Genomic DNA, 16,773 nt, shown 5'->3' with positions numbered 1-16,773 from the left:
AACAGGTTGCGCCCCGCGCGTCGTCATGCATCGACGAACGAGAGGGCGCCCGACGGCAGTCGGACCGTCGAACGCCCTCGTCAAACGCCGTGCCCGCGGTCCCTCGTCAGCTGGAACCGCCGCATCCGCCACCGCCGCCGCACGAGGAGGACGATCCCCCGCACGACGAGGAGGAGCCGCAACCGGAGGAGGACGACCCGCAGCCCGAGTTCGACGAGGAGCCGCCGTCCGCCCACCAGCTGCGGCGGCCCCGGCGACGGGACGCGCTCCGCCCCATGGACGACCGGCCCAGCGCGTTCAGGAGGACCACCACGACGAGGGCAACAATCAGAACGAAACCGAAGACGAACCCCATGTCCGCCACCTCTCTCGCACCCCGGTCTTCCCGGGGGAGCAGGATCCCCGCGTCCTGCGTGAAGGGGGGATGCCCGCGGCCCGTACGACCCAAAGCACACTTGAGGAAGTCCAGAGGTTGCCCGCAGGATGACGCCCATGAGCGCACCCGTGAGCAGCGACCGCCCCTTCCTGAACCGCCGCCTCGCGGCCTTCGGCACGACGATCTTCGCGGAGATGTCGGCGCTGGCCGTCCGCACCGGTTCGATCAACCTCGGCCAGGGCTTCCCCGACACCGACGGTCCCGCGCAGATCGCGGAGGCGGCCTCCCGCGCGGTCCTCACAGGACTCGGCAACCAGTACCCGCCGGGGCCCGGCGTCCCGGAGCTGCGCACCGCGATCGCCGCTCACCAGCAGCGCTTCTACGGACTCGGCTACGACCCCGACACCGAGGTCCTCGTCACCGCGGGCGCCACGGAGGCCATCGCCGCCGCCCTCCTCGCCCTCCTGGAGCCGGGCGACGAGGTCATCGCCCTGGAGCCGTACTACGACTCGTACGCGGCCTGCATCGCCATGGCCGGCGCGGTACGCGTCCCCGTCACCCTGCGCCCGCACGCCGGAGCCTTCGTCCTCGACCTGGACGAACTGCGCGCCGCCGTCACCCCGCGCACCCGCCTGCTGCTCCTGAACACGCCGCACAACCCGACGGGCACCGTCCTGACCCCGGCCGAACTCGCTGCGGTCGCCGAGCTGGCCGTCGAGCGCGATCTGCTGGTCGTCACGGACGAGGTGTACGAGCACCTGGTCTTCGAAGGCGTCCACACCCCCCTGGCGGGCCTGCCGGGCATGCGCGAGCGGACGGTCACCATCTCCTCGGCCGGCAAGACGTTCTCGTTCACCGGCTGGAAGGTCGGCTGGCTCACCGCGCCCCCGGAACTGGTCACGGCGGTCCGCTCGGCGAAGCAGTTCCTGACCTACGTCTCCTCGGGCCCCTTCCAGTACGCGATCGCCGAGGCCCTCGCCCTGCCCGACGCGTACTACGACACCTTCCGCGCCGACCTGGCCGCCAAGCGCGACATCCTCGCCGACGGCCTGGCGGCGGCCGGCTTCGAGGTCTTCCGCCCGCAGGGCACCTACTTCATCACCACGGACATCACGCCCCTCGGCGAGAAGGACGGCCTCGCCTTCTGCCGCGCCCTGCCCGAACGCTGCGGTGTGGTCGCCATCCCGAACCAGGTCTTCTACGACGACAAGGCCGCGGGCGCCACCCAGGTCCGCTGGGCCTTCTGCAAGCGCGAGGACGTGCTCCGGGAGGCCGCCGAACGGCTGCGCCGGCTGTAGGGGGTGCGTTGCCGGTCGGACGACCCCGGCCCGACCGACCGGCAGGACACACCCGGGTCGGGCCCGGCGGATCCGGTCCCGGCCGGGCGTTTTTCTGCCGGTCACCGGGCGTCCTTGCGGGGTTGTGGGGGCGGTGTGAAGCTGTGCGTCGTGCACCTGCCCGAAGCCGTCACCAACGGGTGAGCGGACCCCTCACGGCGAGCCGGAAAGTCGGGATTCATGGCAACGGGCAGAGCGGCCGTGTCCGCGTCGCCGCTGGAGATGCGCGCGGTCCGGGCCGTACGGTCCGCCGCGCCCACCACCGTGATCGCGCTCGGGGTGTTCGCCGCCGTGCGCGGGGCCGGGGTGCTGGTGCTCGCCCTCGGGGCCTGGTGGGCCGGGCGGGATCCGCTCAAGGTGCTCGGCCGGTCCTGGGACTCGGACTGGTACCTCAGGATCGCCGCCCACGGCTACGGGCGGACCCTGATGTGGCCCGAGGCCGTGACCGGCACCGGGCCCGTCCAGAGCGACCGGGCCTTCTTCCCGCTCTACCCCGCCCTGATACGGGTCGTCTCCGAGATACTGCCCGGCGGAACGGTGTCCGCCGCGCTCCTCGTCGCCTGGGTCTCCGCCGGCGTGGCCGCCCTCGGGATCTACCGGGTCGGGGAGCGGGTGATCGGCCCGCGCGCCGGACTGCTGCTCGTCGGGCTGTGGGCGGCGCTGCCGCACGCGGTGGTGCTGACCCTCGCCTACACCGAGGCCCTGCTGGCAGCCTTCGCCGCATGGGCGCTCCACGCGCTGCTGCGCGGCCGCTGGCTGTGGGCCGCGGGCCTCGCCGTACCGGCCGGCCTCACCCGGCCCACGGGGCTGGCCGTCGCGGCCGCCGTCTCGGCCATGGCGCTCCACGAGATCGTCGTACGAAGATCCCGGGCGCCCGAGGTGTGGCTGGCCGGGCTGGTGGCGCCGGTGGGCTGGGCGGCGTACGTCCTGGCCGTCGGGATGCAGGTGGACGACCCGCTCGGCGGCTATTTCGCCGTGCAGCGCAGCTGGGGATCCCGCTTCGACTTCGGCATCGGGGCGCTGCGCTCCGCGGAGCGGGTGCTGGCCGGCGGGCACGTGCCGCTCGCCACGACCGTGACGGTGGTCCTGCTGGCCGTCGCGGGGCTGCTGGCGGTCCCGCTGGTACTGGACCGCATCCCGCTGCCGCTGCTCGCGTACACCGCGGTCCTGCTGGTGATCGCTTTCGGCGGGGCGGGGTTCTTCGAGTCCAAGCCGCGCTTCCTGCTGCCGGCCTTCCCGCTGCTCCTGCCGGTGGCCGCCGTCATGGCGAGAGCCCGGCCGCGCACCGCGGTCATGGTGACCGCGGTGGTGGCCGGGCTCTCGTACGGCTACGGGCTGTACCTGCTGCTGGTCGCCCGCGTGCCGCTGTAACGGCTAGTTGTCGGCGTCGCCGTTGCTGTCGTCGTCGCCGTCGGCGGAGTCGATGTCCTGCTCCAGGCCGAGCTGCTCGACGAGCCACTTGTCGAACTCGATGGACGCGCGGACCCAGCTGACCGTGGAGGACACGAAGTGCTCCAGGTTGACGCCGGTGCCGATCAGCATCTGCGCCTCACCGATCAGGCGGACCGAGCCGTCGTCGTGGGTGTGGCTGTAGACCTTCGGCCACAGGGTGCGGCGGTTCCAGTCGTCGATCGACTCGAGAAGCTGGGGCTTCTCGTCGATCTTGTGCGGACGGTCGTAGAAGGTACGCACAGAGAAAACCTGCTGCTCGTCCTCGCCGCGGAACATGAAGTACGTACGGAACTCCTCCCACGGCGCCGCGAGGTCTCCCTCGTCGTCGACGACGTACTTGAGTTCCATCTGCTCCAGCAGCTGCTTGACCAGATCCTGGTCGGGGACGACGGGGCCCGCCGGTCCTGTGGCCTGCGGTTCGGGCTGCTGCCCTCCGAAGTTCGGAATCGAGGCCGGGTCGATGCTCACCGTGTACTTCCCTTCGTGCGGATACCTTCATCCTCCCCCATGGCGCCCACCCCGTGTCCAGTGCCGGAGGCCCTATCCGCTCCGGGCGGAAACGTGTCCCGCCCGGAGCCTGCCCGGAGCCCGCCCGGAGCCCGGTCCCGACCCGCCCGGAGCCCGCTCGGGGCGGGGCCGGGGGCGGGCCGGACCGCTCAGAGCGCCTTGCCGACCAGCAGGTCCTCGCCCGCCACGTCGACCCGCACCGTGTCGCCGTCCCTGACCTCGCCGGAGAGGATCTCCTTCGCCAGCCGGTCGCCGATCGCCGTCTGGATCAGGCGGCGCAGCGGCCGGGCTCCGTACGCCGGGTCGTTGCCCTTGTCCGCCAGCCAGGCCAGGGCCTCGGGGGTGACGTCCAGGGTCAGCCGGCGGTCGGCGAGGCGCCGGGCCAGGCGGCCGATCTGCAGCTGCGCGATGTGCGCGAGCTCGTCCCGGGTCAGCGCGGAGAAGACCACCAGGTCGTCCAGGCGGTTGAGGAACTCCGGCTTGAAGGAGGCCCGCACCACGTCCATGACCTGCTGCTTCTTCTGCTCGGGCGGGGTCAGCGGGTCCACCAGGAACTGGCTGCCCAGGTTCGAGGTCAGGATGAGGATGGAGTTGCGGAAGTCCACCGTCCGGCCCTGCCCGTCCGTGAGCCGGCCGTCGTCCAGGACCTGGAGCAGGACGTCGAAGACCTCGGGGTGGGCCTTCTCCACCTCGTCCAGCAGCACCACGCTGTACGGGCGGCGGCGCACGGCCTCGGTCAGCTGGCCGCCCTCCTCGTAGCCGACGTAGCCGGGCGGGGCGCCGACGAGACGGGCCACGCTGTGCTTCTCGCCGTACTCCGACATGTCGATGCGGACCATGGCCCGCTCGTCGTCGAAGAGGAAGTCGGCGAGCGCCTTGGCCAGCTCCGTCTTGCCCACGCCCGTCGGGCCGAGGAAGAGGAAGGAGCCGGTCGGGCGGTCCGGGTCGGCGATGCCGGCGCGGGTGCGGCGCACGGCGTCCGAGACGGCCCGTACGGCCTCGCCCTGGCCGATCAGCCGGCGGCCCAGTTCGTCCTCCATGCGGAGCAGCTTCTGGGTCTCGCCCTCCAGCAGGCGGCCGGCCGGGATGCCGGTCCAGGCGCCCACCACGTCGGCGATGTCGTCGGGGCCGACCTCGTCCTTGACCATCGCGGACTTGGAGCTGCCGGTCTTGGAGGCCTCTTCCTCCTCCTCGGTGGCTTCCGCCAGCTCGCGCTCCAGGGTCGGGATCTCCCCGTAGAGCAGCTTGGACGCGGTGTCGAAGTCGCCGTCGCGCTGGGCGCGCTCGGCCTGGCCGCGCAGGTCGTCGAGGCGCTCCTTGAGCTCACCGACCCGGTTGAGGGACTGCTTCTCCTTATCCCAGCGGGCGGTCAGGCCGCGCAGCTCCTCCTCCCGGTCCGCGAGGTCCTTGCGGATCTTCTCCAGACGCTCGATCGAGGCCGGGTCGGACTCGTTCTTCAGGGCCAGCTCCTCCATCCGCAGGCGGTCCACGGAGCGCTGGAGCTCGTCGATCTCCAGCGGGGAGGAGTCGATCTCCATGCGCAGCCGGGACGCGGCCTCGTCGACGAGGTCGATGGCCTTGTCGGGGAGGAAGCGGGAGGTGATGTACCGGTCGGAGAGGGTCGCGGCGGCCACCAGCGCACTGTCGTTGATCACGACCTTGTGGTGGGCCTCGTAGCGGCCCTTGAGCCCGCGCAGGATCGCGATCGTGTCCTCGACGGACGGCTCGGCGACCAGCACCTGCTGGAAGCGCCGCTCCAGCGCCGGGTCCTTCTCGATCCGCTCGCGGTACTCGTCGAGGGTGGTCGCGCCGACCATCCGCAGTTCGCCGCGGGCCAGCATGGGCTTGAGCATGTTGCCGGCGTCCATGGCGGAGTCGCCGCCGGCGCCCGCGCCGACGACCGTGTGCAGCTCGTCGATGAAGGTGATGATCTGGCCGTCGCTCGACTTGATCTCGGACAGTACGGTCTTCAGCCGCTCCTCGAACTCGCCGCGGTACTTGGCGCCGGCGACCATGGCGCCGAGGTCCAGGGAGACGAGGCGCTTGTTCTTCAGGGACTCGGGGACGTCACCCTTGACGATGCGCTGGGCCAGGCCCTCGACGACGGCGGTCTTGCCGACGCCGGGCTCGCCGATGAGCACCGGGTTGTTCTTCGTGCGGCGCGAGAGCACCTGCACGACGCGCCGGATCTCCTGGTCACGGCCGATGACCGGGTCGAGCTTGCCCTCACGCGCCGCAGCGGTGAAGTCGGTGCCGAACTTCTCCAGGGCCTTGTACTGGCCCTCGGGATCGGGGGTGGTCACCCGCCGTCCTCCTCGTGCGTTCTCGAAGGCGTCGAGCAGCTTCTTCGCCGTCGCGCCCTGGGTGGAAAGGATCTCTCCGGCCGCGCCGCCCTTGGCGGCGATGGCGATGAGGAGGTGTTCGGTGGAGAGGTACTCGTCGCCGAGCCTGCCGGCCTGCGCGTCGGCCTCGGCGAGTACGGCGAGCAGGTCGCGGGAGGGCTGCGGGGGCGCGACCGTGGAACCGGTGACGCTGGGCAGGGCCGCGAGCAGCCGCTCGGCACCGCTCCGTACGGCGACCAGGTCGGCGTCGGTGGCGACCAGCAGGTCGATGACGTTCTCGTTGTCCTCGCCGGCGAGCAGCGCCAGCAGCAGGTGCGCGGGGGTCAGATCCGCATGGCCGTCCTTGACGGCCCTGCTGGTGGCGGCGTTCAGCGCGTCGCGGCTCTTGTTGGTCAGCTCGGCGTCCACTGCGTCTTCTCCTCTCCCCGAGGGGTGCGACAACAACACTGACAGAGTCAGCGTATGCAAAGTTGAGTCTATTCCACTCAAGGCAGCTGAGGACACCGTTGCGCCGTACCCTTCGGCGCATGTCCCATGACGTACTCAACCCGACGCCCGAGTACCTCGCCTTCTGGCGGGAGCGGCACGTCTGCACCCTGACCACCCCGCGCCCCGACGGCACGCCCCACGTCGTGCCGGTGGGCGTGACCTACGACCCGGAGGCCGGCCTGGCCCGGGTGATCAGCAACCGGCACAGCAGGAAGGTGCGCAACATCCTGGTGGCGCAGGAGGCTCGGCCGGAGGGCGCACGGGTCGCGGTCTGCCAGATGGAAGGGCGCCGCTGGGCCACCCTGGAGGGCCGCGCGGTGATCCGCACGGACCAGGCGTCGGTCGCCGACGCGGTGGCGCGCTATGCGGAGCGCTACGGGCGCACTCCGTCACCCAATCCCGACCGCGTGGTCATGGAGATCACCCTGGACCGGGCCATGGGGCGCGCGTAGGCCGTTGATTCTTCATCTTGTCCGGTTCGGGCACTGGACGCGGACATCACAACGGCGCCATCGTGGTCAGGTCCACGATGGCGCCGCTGTGTGGGGGTAGCGCCTGAGCGATCTGGAACGACGGGGGAATCGCTTCAGGCACTGCGGGGGGTGGCGGTGGTGATATCGGGTTCGAAGAGCTGGTGGTCACGCTGATCGAGATTGACGAAGACCATTCCGTAGCGCACCTCACAGCGGACGGGCTGCGGCGCGCCCCGCGGGCGGCGCAGGCACCGGTAGGCACGTACGTCCTCGTCCTCCTCGCGCACGACGACGATCGGTTGGCCGAACAGGGTGACCATCAGCGAGTCGCCAGGGTGGGGGATGGCCGTGGCGAGGTCGATGAACTGCCAGCCCGAGCGGTAGGCGGAGGCCATCTCGCGGCGGAAGCCGCGGTCGTCGGGGGTCACGCGGACACCGTCACAGGGGTCTCGGTCCAGCCCGTATCGTCCTTACCCCCGCCGCCCAGCTGGCCGCTGGTCCAGCCGGTGTCCGCGTACTTACCCACGGGCGCCGTGGTCCAGCCGGTGTCGAACTCCGTGCTCGTCAGGCTCGTGCCCTGACCGTCCCTAGCGCTCCCCGCGTCACTTTCGACGGCGCTGACTGCCCCAAAAACCGCAACGGCGGAGAAAACTATGGCAAGCACCGAGCGAAGCATTCTCTTGTACATGGTCGGCTTCGTCCTCACTTGATGGAATCCTCTCCCCCGCGTGACAGACGATGGCTCATTCAGGCACGTCAATGCCACAGGGACGATGCATCATGTTCTTGCATGTTCAGGACCCTGGGGGGTGGAGATTTGACGCGAATCGAGACAAAAGCGGCACATCCGCACCCCGTCACGTCCATGTGCGCCGAGGGGACGCGGCTCTACGCGACCGCGCTGAGTACCGGCCGGATCGCCCGGGGCGAGATCAAGAACGCCCCCTGCCTGCTTGAATTCGCTCTTCTGCAACCCGACCCGGATGACGCGAACCAACTGCGTCCGGTTCCCCCGTCCGTCGCATTGGCTCAACGGCTTCATCCGATCGAACGTGAGATCCAGGACCGCCGACGGAGCGCTGTAGATCTCACCGACACTTTCGAGCCTTTCCTGGCCATCAGCGCACAGAGCCCGGCCAACACCCACGCCATCACGGTGCTGGAGGGTTTTGAACAGATCAACGCCGCCCTGAACCTCGCGACGGCCGAATGCCACACCGAGGTGCTGACGGTCCAGCCGGGCGGAGCGCGGCCCTCCCTCGCCCTCACCCAGGCCCTGGAACGCGATCAGCCGCTGATCGACCGCGGGGTCAGCATACGGACCCTGTACCAGCACACCGCCCGGCACAGCCAGGGCACGCTCGCCTACGTGGAGCGGATCTCGACGGGCAAGGTGGAGATCCGCACGCTGGAGGAACTGATCGAGCGTCTGATCATCTTCGACCGCACGGTCGCCTTCATCCCGGTGAGCGACGACCGCCGGGTCGCCCTCGAACTGCGCCACCCGGGCCTGGTCGACTACCTCATCAAGGTGTTCGAACAGCTCTGGCACCGTGCCGTGCCCCTCCAGGAGGAGGTGACGTACCGCAGCACCCCCGGCGGGATCTCCGGTGTGCAGCGGACCATCGCGCAGCTCCTGATCGAGGGCCACGTCGACGAGGCCATCGCGCGCCGCCTCGGCATGAACGTCCGCACCTGCCGGGCGCACATCGCCAAGCTCGCCACCACCCTCGGCAGCGGCAGCCGCGCCCAGCTCGGCTACCTCATCGCCCGGTCCGGCATCCTGGGCCGCCCCTCGGGCCCCGAACAGGACTGCGAGGGACATCCGGACCACGAGGACCACGAACCGGACCGGGAAGGGCTCTGACGCGGCTCTGACACGGCTCTGACACTGCTCCGCCACCGCTCTGAAAGCCCTCGGGCCCCGCCCTGGGAAGGGCGGGGCCAGAGGATGCGGAACAGAAGTCACCGGGACCGGATACGGCCCGGGACCGGGTCAGTCCATCGGCCTCTTGGGGCTGGGCCGCCAGACCACCAGGGCACTGCCCGGCTGCGGCGGCTGGTACGGGACCAGGTCGCGCCGGTACGAGGCGTGCACCTGGGCCTCGCGGGCCTGCAGCGTGGCCGCCGCACCGTCCACGGCCGCGGAGAGCTCGGCCACGCGCTGCTGGAGCGCCGCGACCTGGTTCTCCAGTTCGATGATCCGCTTGATGCCCGCCAGGTTGATGCCCTCGTCCTGCGACAGCGCCTGCACCGTACGCAGCAGTTCGATGTCACGGGCCGAGTAGCGCCGGCCGCGGCCGGCCGTACGGTCCGGGGAGACCAGGCCGAGGCGGTCGTACTGACGGAGGGTCTGCGGATGCAGGCCCGAGAGCTGAGCGGCCACCGAGATCACGTAGACCGGGGTCTCGTCGGTGAGTTGGTAGCCCCCGCCCAAGCGGGAGGACTGTCGTCGGCGGCCGTCCATGCTCATGCTCCCTTCGCGGACTCGAACAGCGCGGAGCGCGGGTCCTCGGACTCCGTCGCCTCGCGGTACATCTCCAGCGCCTCGCGTGCCTTGTCGGACAGCTCGGTCGGGACCGCGACCTCCACCGTCACCAGCAGGTCGCCGCGGGTGCCGTCCTTGCGGACCGCACCCTTGCCGCGGGCCCGCATGGTGCGCCCGTTGGGAGTGCCCGGCGGCAGCTTCAGCGTCACCGAGGGGCCGTTCAGGGTCGGGACCTTGATGTCGGCCCCCAGCGCCGCCTCCGCGAACGTCACGGGCACGGTCACCGTCAGGTTGTCGTCCTTGCGGCCGAACACGGGGTGCGAATCGACGTGCACGACCACATAGAGGTCACCGCCGGGACCGCCGCGCTCGCCCGGCGCACCCTTGCCGCGCAGCCGGATCCGTTGGCCGTCGGAGACGCCCGCCGGGATCCTGACCTGCATGGTGCGGGAGCTACGGGCGCGCCCGCTGCCCTTGCAGATCTCGCAGGGGGTCTCCGCGATCAGACCGCGGCCCTTGCAGTCCGCGCAGGGGTCGGTCAGCGAGAAGCCGCCGCCGCTGCCGCGCGAGACCTGGCCGGTGCCGACACAGGTCGGGCACACCCTGGGGGTGCCGTTCTTGTCGCCGGTGCCCGAACAGGCCTTGCAGGGAGCCTGGGAGGACATCCGGAGCGGGACCGTGGCCCCGTCCACCGCCTCCGTGAAGGAGAGGGTGACCTCCGACTCGATGTCCTGGCCGCGGCGCGGCTGGGCACGGGTGCCCGTACCGGGGCCGGCGCCGCGGTTGAAGAGGCCGCCGAAGACGTCGCCCAGGCCGCCGCCGAAGCCGCCGGCCTGGCCGGCGCCCTGCTGCTGGCCCCCGAAGAGGTCACCCAGGTCGAAGTTGAACGAACCGCCGCCACCGCCCGGCCCGGGGCGGAAGCCACCGTTGCCGAACAGGGCGCGCGCCTCGTCGTACTCCTTGCGCTTCTTGGCGTCGCCGAGGATGTCGTTCGCCTCGGAGATCTCCTTGAAGCGCTCCTCGGCCGAGGCGTCGCCCTTGTTGGCGTCCGGGTGGAACTCGCGAGCGAGCTTCCGGTACGCCTTCTTGATCTCGGCCTCGGTGGCGTCCTTCGGGACACCGAGGACCTTGTAGTAGTCCTTCTCGACGAAGTCCTTCGTGCTCATCCCCGGTGTCCCTCCTCTCGTGCTCCTACGGGTGGTGCATCAGCCCTTGTCGGGGGCATCCGTGTCCTTGTCGGACGGTGCTTCGCCCTCCGCCGACTCGGACTTGGGGGCCGCGCCCGGCTGGGGCTCGGCCACCGCGACCCGTGCGGGACGGATCGTACGCTCGCCGATCCGGTACCCCGGCTGCAGGATCGCCACGCAGGTCGTCTCGGTGACGTCCGGCGCGTACGAGTGCATCAGGGCCTCGTGGATCGTCGGGTCGAAGGGCTCGCCCTCCTTGCCGAACTGCTGCAGGCCCATCTTGGCGGCGACCGTCTCCAGCGATTCGGCCACCGACTTGAAGCCGCCGACCAGCTCGCCATGCTCCCGCGCCCGGCCGACGTCGTCCAGGGTCGGGAGCAGTTCCGTCAGGAGGGATGCGACCGCGATCTCCTTGACGGTGATCCGGTCCCGATCCACCCGGCGGCGGTAGTTCTGGTACTCCGCCTGGAGCCGCTGGAGGTCCGCGGTGCGCTCGGTGAGCGCGGTACGGGCCTGGTCCAGCTGCGCCAGCAGCGCCACGTCCTGGCTTGCGTCCCCGGCCGGGGCCGCCGCCTCCTCCTTGGCGGAGTCGGCGGCCTTCGGCTCAGCGTCGTTCTGACCGGCGTCGGGGACTTCGGGCTTCTCGTCGAAACCCGGGGTCTCCTCCGACATCAGGCAGCGCCGCCCTTCGGCTTCTCGTCGTCGACGATCTCGGCGTCGACGACGTCGTCGTCGGCCTTGGCCTGGCCCGCGTCACCGGCGGCGCCGGCCGCACCCTGGGCGGCCTGGGCGTCGGCGTAGATCGCCTGGCCGAGCTTCTGGCTGACCGCGGCGAGCTTCTCCGTCGCGGTGCGGATCTCGGCGGTGTCCTCGCCCTTGAGGGTCTCCTTCAGCTCGGAGACTGCGGCCTCGACCTCGGTCTTGACGTCGGCCGGGACCTTGTCCTCGTTGTCCTTGACGAACTTCTCCGTCTGGTAGACGAGCTGCTCGCCCTGGTTGCGGGACTCGGCCGCCTCCTTGCGGCGCAGGTCCTCGTCCGCGTACTGCTCCGCCTCCTGGCGCATGCGGTCGACCTCGTCCTTGCCGAGCGAGGAGCCGCCGGTGACGGTCATCTTCTGCTCCTTGCCCGTGCCGAGGTCCTTGGCCGTGACGTGCATGATGCCGTTCGCGTCGATGTCGAAGGAGACCTCGATCTGCGGGACGCCACGCGGGGCCGGGGGCAGGCCCGTCAGCTCGAACATGCCGAGCTTCTTGTTGTACGCCGCGATCTCGCGCTCGCCCTGGTAGACCTGGATCTGGACGGACGGCTGGTTGTCCTCGGCCGTCGTGAAGATCTCGGAGCGCTTCGTCGGGATCGTGGTGTTGCGCTCGATCAGCTTGGTCATGATGCCGCCCTTGGTCTCGATACCGAGGGACAGCGGGGTCACGTCGAGGAGCAGGACGTCCTTGACCTCACCCTTGAGCACACCGGCCTGGAGGGTGGCGCCGATGGCGACGACCTCGTCCGGGTTGACGCCCTTGTTGGCGTCCTGGCCACCGGTGAGCTCCTTGACGAGCTCGGCGACGGCCGGCATACGGGTCGAGCCGCCGACCAGGACCACGTGGTCGATCTCGGACAGCTGGATGCCAGCGTCCTTGATGACGTTGTGGAACGGGGTCTTGCAGCGGTCGAGCAGGTCCGCGGTCAGCTGCTGGAACTGGGCGCGCGTGAGCTTCTCGTCCAGGTGCAGCGGGCCCTCGGCGGAAGCCGTGATGTAGGGCAGGTTGATCGTGGTCTCCGTGGAGGAGGACAGCTCGATCTTCGCCTTCTCGGCGGCCTCGCGCAGGCGCTGGAGCGCCATCTTGTCCTTGGAGAGGTCCACGCCGTGACCGTTGGCGAACTGCTTCACCAGATAGTCGACGACGCGCTGGTCCCAGTCGTCACCACCGAGGTGGTTGTCACCGTTGGTGGCCTTCACCTCGACGACGCCGTCGCCGATCTCCAGGAGCGACACGTCGAAGGTGCCGCCACCGAGGTCGAAGACGAGAATGGTCTGGTCGTCCTTGTCGAGGCCGTAGGCCAGGGCGGCGGCCGTCGGCTCGTTGACGATGCGCAGGACGTTCAGGCCCGCGATCTCGCCGGCCTCCTTCGTCGCCTGACGCTCGGAGTCGTTGAAGTAGGCCGGGACGGTGATGACCGCGTCCGTGACCTTCTCGCCCAGGTACGCCTCGGCGTCGCGCTTCAGCTTCTGCAGGATGAAGGCGCTCATCTGCTGCGGGTTGAAGTCCTTGCCATCCAGGTTGATCTTCCAGTCAGTGCCCATGTGGCGCTTGACGGAGCGGATGGTCCGGTCCACGTTCGTGACCGCCTGGCGCTTGGCCACCTCGCCGACGAGGACCTCGCCGTTCTTGGCGAAGGCGACGACGGACGGCGTGGTCCTGGCGCCCTCGGCGTTGGTGATGACGGTGGGCTCGCCGCCTTCCAGAACGCTGACGACGGAGTTAGTGGTGCCCAGGTCGATGCCGACCGCACGTGCCATTTCGATTCCTCCAGCTGACTTGAGTGGAACAGACTCAACCATGCCGTATCGCCGCGCTTGCGTCAACAGAGCTGAGCGGGGTCGACTCAACCTTTAGCCCGCACTTACGCGCAACCTTGCCGCTGGCCGCACCGCGCGGGCGCTTGCGGCGCAGGGGCCCGGAGCCCTCGCGGCAGAGCCCCCGACAGCGGCGCCGCGGCCGAACGGGTCACGGCAGCCGCGCGCCACCGCAAGACCGCCGGAGGCGTACGGCAACGTGCTGGTATGCCGCTCACACTCACCGCCCCCCGGCCGCGGGTCCGCGTACCCGCGGCCCCGTCGGCGAAAAGGGTGCTCGACCTCGTCGGAGCGGCGATCCTGCTGGCCCTGCTCGCGCCGGCCCTGGCCCCGGCCGTCGCGCTGCTGTACGCGACCCGGGGCGGCCGCCCCTTCGTACGGGAGGCCGCGGTCGGCCTGGCCGGCCGGTCGTTCCGGACCTGGCGGCTGCGCACCGCCGACACGGGCCGGCTCGGCGCCGCCCTGGACCGCTGCGCCCTCGACGCCCTCCCCCAGCTGCTCAACGTGCTCCGCGGCGAGATGTCGCTGGTCGGACCGCGCCCCGAGGCCCGTACGGACCGCCCCGATCGGCTGCTCGTACGTCCCGGAATGACCGGCTTGTGGCAGGTGAGCGCGCGCTCGGACCTCCCCTGGGAGGAGATGGCTCTGCTCGACCGGCATTATGTGGAGAACCACTGGCTCGGGATGGACCTCGCGATCCTGGCGCAGACCCCGCGCGCGGCGTACCGGCAAAGGGTCGCCTGAGCGACACAGATCACCGCACGCTCAGCTACATTGCGGCGTCGGGAATGGGTAACCTCAAGCCTTGACTTCATAAGTTACCGCTTAGTAAGTGCCGCCCGAGGAGCCCTTCCATGCAACTCGCCGCGATCATCGTGTCGCTGGTCCTGACCGTGGTCGGCGTCGCGCTGCTCGCACGAGCCGTGGCGCAGATCTACCGCTTCGTGAAGCTCGGCCAGCCCGTGCCGGCAGGCAGCCGCACGGATGACCCGAAGGCCCGAACGTTCACCCTCGTCCGCGAGTTCCTCGGCCACAGCCGCATGAACCGCTGGGGCATCGTCGGCTTCGCGCACTGGTTCGTCGCGATCGGCTTCCTGACGCTGCCGCCGACCCTGGCGCAGGCCTACGGCCAGCTCTTCCAGGCCGACTGGGTGCTGCCGATCGTCGGCGGCTTCCTGCCGTTCGAGCTCTACATCGAGTTCATCGGCCTGATGACCGTGCTCGGCATCCTGGTCCTGATGGCGATCCGCCTGCTCAGCCTGCCCTCCCGGGCGGGCCGCAAGTCGCGCTTCACCGGCTCGAAGGCCTGGCAGGCGTACTTCGTCGAGTACATCATCCTGACCATCGGCCTCGCGATCCTGTGCCTGCGCGGCCTCGAGGGCGCGATCCACCACGTGGACAGCTACGAGCCCGCCTACTTCGTCTCGTACCCGCTGGTCCTGGCCTTCAAGGGACTCTCGGCGAGCGCGCTGCAGAACGCCATCTACTTCACCGCGATGATCAAGATCGGCACTTCGCTGATCTGGATGATCGTGGTCTCGCTCAACACCAACATGGGTGTCGCCTGGCACCGCTTCCTCGGCTTCCCGAACATCTGGTTCAAGCGGAACGCGGACGGCGCCACGGCGCTCGGCGCCCTCCAGCCGATGACCTCGGGCGGCAAGGAGATCGACTTCGAGGACCCGGGCGAGGACGACAACTTCGGCGTCTCCCAGGTCGAGCAGTTCTCCTGGAAGGGCATCCTCGACTTCTCCACGTGCACCGAGTGCGGTCGCTGCCAGTCGCAGTGCCCGGCCTGGAACACGGGCAAGCCGCTGTCCCCGAAGCTGCTCATCATGTCGCTGCGCGACCACGCGCACGCCAAGGCCCCGTACCTGCTCGCCGGTGGCGGCAAGGACATGGAGGGCAACGAGAAGGCCACGGCGGAGCAGCTCGCCGGTGTCCCGGCCGCCGCACTCGCGGAGGCCGAGCGCCCGCTGATCGGCACCGCCGAGGAGAACGGCGTCATCGACCCGGACGTGCTGTGGTCCTGCACCACCTGCGGTGCGTGCGTGGAGCAGTGCCCGGTCGACATCGAGCACATCGACCACATCGTCGACATGCGCCGCTACCAGGTGATGATCGAGAGCGCGTTCCCGTCGGAGGCGGGCACGATGCTCAAGAACCTGGAGAAGAAGGGCAACCCCTGGGGCCTGGCGAAGAAGCAGCGCGTCGAGTGGACCAAGGAGGTGGACTTCGAGGTCCCGATCATCGGCAAGGACGCGGAGGACCTCTCCGAGTTCGACTACCTCTACTGGGTCGGCTGCGCCGGCGCCCTGGAGGACCGGGCCAAGAAGACCACGAAGGCCTTCGCGGAGCTGCTGAACATCGCGGGCGTCAAGTTCGCGATCATGGGCGGCGACGAGAAGTGCACCGGCGACTCGCCGCGCCGCCTGGGCAACGAACCGCTGTTCCAGCAGCTGGGCCAGGAGAACGTGGCCATGCTGAACATGGCGTTCGGCGAGGACGACGACGACCCGTCGACGAAGAAGCCGAAGTCGGCGAAGCGGATCGTCTCGACCTGCCCGCACTGCTTCAACACCATCGCGAACGAGTACCCGCAGCTCGGCGGCGAGTACGAGGTCATCCACCACACGCAGCTGCTCCAGCACCTGATCGACGAGGGCCGCCTCACGCCGGTCACGCCGGTCGACGGGCTGATCACGTACCACGACCCGTGCTACCTGGGCCGGCACAACAAGGTCTACACGCCGCCGCGCGAGATCATGTCCGCCGTGCCGGGCCTGCGTCAGCAGGAGATGCACCGCCACAAGGAGCGGGGCTTCTGCTGTGGCGCCGGTGGCGCGCGGATGTGGATGGAGGAGCGGATCGGCAAGCGCATCAACAACGAGCGCGTCGACGAGGCCCTGTCCCTGAACCCGGACATCGTCTCCACCGCCTGCCCCTTCTGCCTCGTGATGCTCACCGACTCGGTGAACGGCAAGAAGAACGACGGCCAGGCCAAGGAACACGTCCAGGTGGTCGACGTGGCACAGCTGCTGCTGGACTCGGTGAAGACGCCGGGCCCGACGGAGGCGGAACTGGCCGCGCTGGCGGCGGAGGCCGAGGCGGAAGCTGCCGCCGAGGCGGAGGCCGCGGCGGCGAAGGCCGCTGCCGAGGCGGAGGCCAAGGCGAAGGCCGCTGCCGAGGCGGAAGCGAAGGCGGCTGCCGAGGCCGAGGCGAAGGCCAAGGCGGAAGCGGAAGCGGAAGCCGAGGCCGAGGCGGAAGCCGAGGCGAAGGCCGCTGCCGAGGCGGAAGCGAAGGCGGCTGCCGAGGCCGAGGCGAAGGCCAAGGCGGAAGCGGAAGCGGAAGCCGAGGCCGAGGCGGAAGCCGAGGCGAAGGCCGCGACTGAGGCGAAGGGCGAGCCCGAGGCGAAGGCCGAGGCCGCGCCGGAGCCCGAGCCTGCGGCGGAAGCCGAGCCGGCCGCTGAGGCGAAGCCCGAGGCAACGGCGAAGCCCGACGCCGAGGCCGAGGCCGAAACCAAGTAGGGCGCGCGCAGCACCGGAA

At 70.1% G+C, this 16,773-nt stretch carries 14 protein-coding genes; 6 read left to right on the top strand and 8 right to left on the bottom strand.

Features of this window, described 5'->3' with window-relative positions:
- Positions 1-483: 483 nt before the first annotated feature.
- Together IE257_RS23970 and IE257_RS23965 are read left to right on the top strand one after the other, a co-directional pair.
- On the top strand, positions 484-1,674 hold the full coding sequence (locus tag IE257_RS23970; protein ID WP_372453124.1) for a pyridoxal phosphate-dependent aminotransferase: 1,191 nt from the start codon (positions 484-486) through the stop codon (positions 1,672-1,674).
- Between the two features lie 219 nt (positions 1,675-1,893).
- A complete protein-coding gene (locus IE257_RS23965; RefSeq protein ID WP_189971867.1) occupies positions 1,894-3,084 on the top strand; it encodes a putative hexosyltransferase in 1,191 nt (396 codons plus the stop codon).
- A 3-nt stretch (positions 3,085-3,087) separates the two neighbouring features.
- Here the strand turns inward: IE257_RS23965 and IE257_RS23960 are convergent, their stop codons facing one another.
- Positions 3,088-3,633: a type III secretion system chaperone family protein gene (locus IE257_RS23960; RefSeq protein WP_189971865.1), complete on the bottom strand. Its 546-nt coding sequence runs from the start codon at positions 3,631-3,633 to the stop codon at positions 3,088-3,090.
- Positions 3,634-3,821: 188 nt separating this feature from the next.
- A complete protein-coding gene (gene clpB / locus IE257_RS23955; protein ID WP_189971863.1) occupies positions 3,822-6,422 on the bottom strand; it encodes an ATP-dependent chaperone ClpB in 2,601 nt (866 codons plus the stop codon).
- 119 nt (positions 6,423-6,541) lie between these two features.
- On the opposite strand from clpB, the gene IE257_RS23950 reads away from it, so the two are divergent.
- Complete coding sequence (locus tag IE257_RS23950) at positions 6,542-6,955, top strand: pyridoxamine 5'-phosphate oxidase family protein (protein WP_189971861.1); 414 nt, start codon at positions 6,542-6,544, stop codon at positions 6,953-6,955.
- 134 nt (positions 6,956-7,089) lie between these two features.
- On the opposite strand, the gene IE257_RS23945 is transcribed toward IE257_RS23950, so the two are convergent.
- Both IE257_RS23945 and IE257_RS23940 read right to left on the bottom strand, forming a co-directional pair.
- Positions 7,090-7,371, bottom strand: a complete 282-nt coding sequence (locus IE257_RS23945; protein ID WP_051762453.1) for a Rieske (2Fe-2S) protein — start codon at positions 7,369-7,371, stop codon at positions 7,090-7,092.
- Between the two features lie 29 nt (positions 7,372-7,400).
- Positions 7,401-7,682: a hypothetical protein gene (locus IE257_RS23940; protein ID WP_229920625.1), complete on the bottom strand. Its 282-nt coding sequence runs from the start codon at positions 7,680-7,682 to the stop codon at positions 7,401-7,403.
- Positions 7,683-7,766: 84 nt separating this feature from the next.
- Here IE257_RS23940 and IE257_RS23935 point away from each other — a divergent pair, with 84 nt between their 5' ends.
- The gene (locus IE257_RS23935) at positions 7,767-8,843 is read left to right on the top strand and encodes a helix-turn-helix transcriptional regulator (protein ID WP_189971859.1); all 1,077 of its coding nucleotides are present in this window, start codon (positions 7,767-7,769) and stop codon (positions 8,841-8,843) included.
- Positions 8,844-8,972: 129 nt separating this feature from the next.
- On the opposite strand, the gene IE257_RS23930 is transcribed toward IE257_RS23935, so the two are convergent.
- The 4 genes from IE257_RS23930 to dnaK are packed head-to-tail and all read right to left on the bottom strand — an operon-like array spanning position 8,973 to position 13,170.
- Entirely contained in the window at positions 8,973-9,443 is a 471-nt protein-coding gene (locus IE257_RS23930) for a heat shock protein transcriptional repressor HspR (RefSeq protein ID WP_189972116.1), read from the bottom strand.
- Positions 9,444-9,445: 2 nt separating this feature from the next.
- Positions 9,446-10,630, bottom strand: coding sequence for a molecular chaperone DnaJ (dnaJ, locus tag IE257_RS23925; RefSeq protein WP_189971857.1), 1,185 nt, complete (start codon positions 10,628-10,630; stop codon positions 9,446-9,448).
- Positions 10,631-10,669: 39 nt separating this feature from the next.
- Positions 10,670-11,323 (bottom strand): nucleotide exchange factor GrpE, encoded by a 654-nt coding sequence (grpE, locus tag IE257_RS23920; protein ID WP_189971855.1) that lies wholly within the window; start codon positions 11,321-11,323, stop codon positions 10,670-10,672.
- Positions 11,323-13,170 (bottom strand): molecular chaperone DnaK, encoded by a 1,848-nt coding sequence (dnaK, locus tag IE257_RS23915; RefSeq protein WP_189971852.1) that lies wholly within the window; start codon positions 13,168-13,170, stop codon positions 11,323-11,325. The genes grpE and dnaK overlap by 1 nt, the downstream gene beginning before the upstream one ends.
- A gap of 264 nt (positions 13,171-13,434) precedes the next feature.
- On the opposite strand from dnaK, the gene IE257_RS23910 reads away from it, so the two are divergent.
- Positions 13,435-13,971, top strand: a complete 537-nt coding sequence (locus tag IE257_RS23910; RefSeq protein ID WP_189971850.1) for a sugar transferase — start codon at positions 13,435-13,437, stop codon at positions 13,969-13,971.
- Between the two features lie 110 nt (positions 13,972-14,081).
- Positions 14,082-16,754, top strand: coding sequence for a 4Fe-4S dicluster domain-containing protein (locus IE257_RS23905; protein ID WP_444545139.1), 2,673 nt, complete (start codon positions 14,082-14,084; stop codon positions 16,752-16,754).
- Positions 16,755-16,773 lie beyond the last annotated feature (19 nt).

It is taken from the genome of Streptomyces avidinii (assembly GCF_014650695.1).
In the GTDB taxonomy this organism is placed as follows: Bacteria; Actinomycetota; Actinomycetes; order Streptomycetales; family Streptomycetaceae; genus Streptomyces; species Streptomyces avidinii.
This window is presented reverse-complemented; position numbering and strand designations above follow the sequence as displayed.

What these genes read in the sequence shown, in the direction of transcription:
- IE257_RS23970 (WP_372453124.1), top strand. Translation starts at nt 484, where the DNA reads ATGACGCCCATGAGCGCACCCGTGAGCAGCGACCGCCCCTTCCTGAAC.
- IE257_RS23965 (WP_189971867.1), top strand. Translation starts at nt 1,894, where the DNA reads ATGGCAACGGGCAGAGCGGCCGTGTCCGCGTCGCCGCTGGAGATGCGC.
- IE257_RS23950 (WP_189971861.1), top strand. Translation starts at nt 6,542, where the DNA reads ATGTCCCATGACGTACTCAACCCGACGCCCGAGTACCTCGCCTTCTGG.
- IE257_RS23945 (WP_051762453.1), bottom strand. Translation starts at nt 7,371, where the DNA reads ATGGCCTCCGCCTACCGCTCGGGCTGGCAGTTCATCGACCTCGCCACG.
- IE257_RS23935 (WP_189971859.1), top strand. Translation starts at nt 7,767, where the DNA reads ATGTTCAGGACCCTGGGGGGTGGAGATTTGACGCGAATCGAGACAAAA.
- IE257_RS23930 (WP_189972116.1), bottom strand. Translation starts at nt 9,443, where the DNA reads ATGGACGGCCGCCGACGACAGTCCTCCCGCTTGGGCGGGGGCTACCAA.
- dnaJ (WP_189971857.1), bottom strand. Translation starts at nt 10,630, where the DNA reads ATGAGCACGAAGGACTTCGTCGAGAAGGACTACTACAAGGTCCTCGGT.
- grpE (WP_189971855.1), bottom strand. Translation starts at nt 11,323, where the DNA reads ATGTCGGAGGAGACCCCGGGTTTCGACGAGAAGCCCGAAGTCCCCGAC.
- dnaK (WP_189971852.1), bottom strand. Translation starts at nt 13,170, where the DNA reads ATGGCACGTGCGGTCGGCATCGACCTGGGCACCACTAACTCCGTCGTC.
- IE257_RS23910 (WP_189971850.1), top strand. Translation starts at nt 13,435, where the DNA reads ATGCCGCTCACACTCACCGCCCCCCGGCCGCGGGTCCGCGTACCCGCG.
- IE257_RS23905 (WP_444545139.1), top strand. Translation starts at nt 14,082, where the DNA reads ATGCAACTCGCCGCGATCATCGTGTCGCTGGTCCTGACCGTGGTCGGC.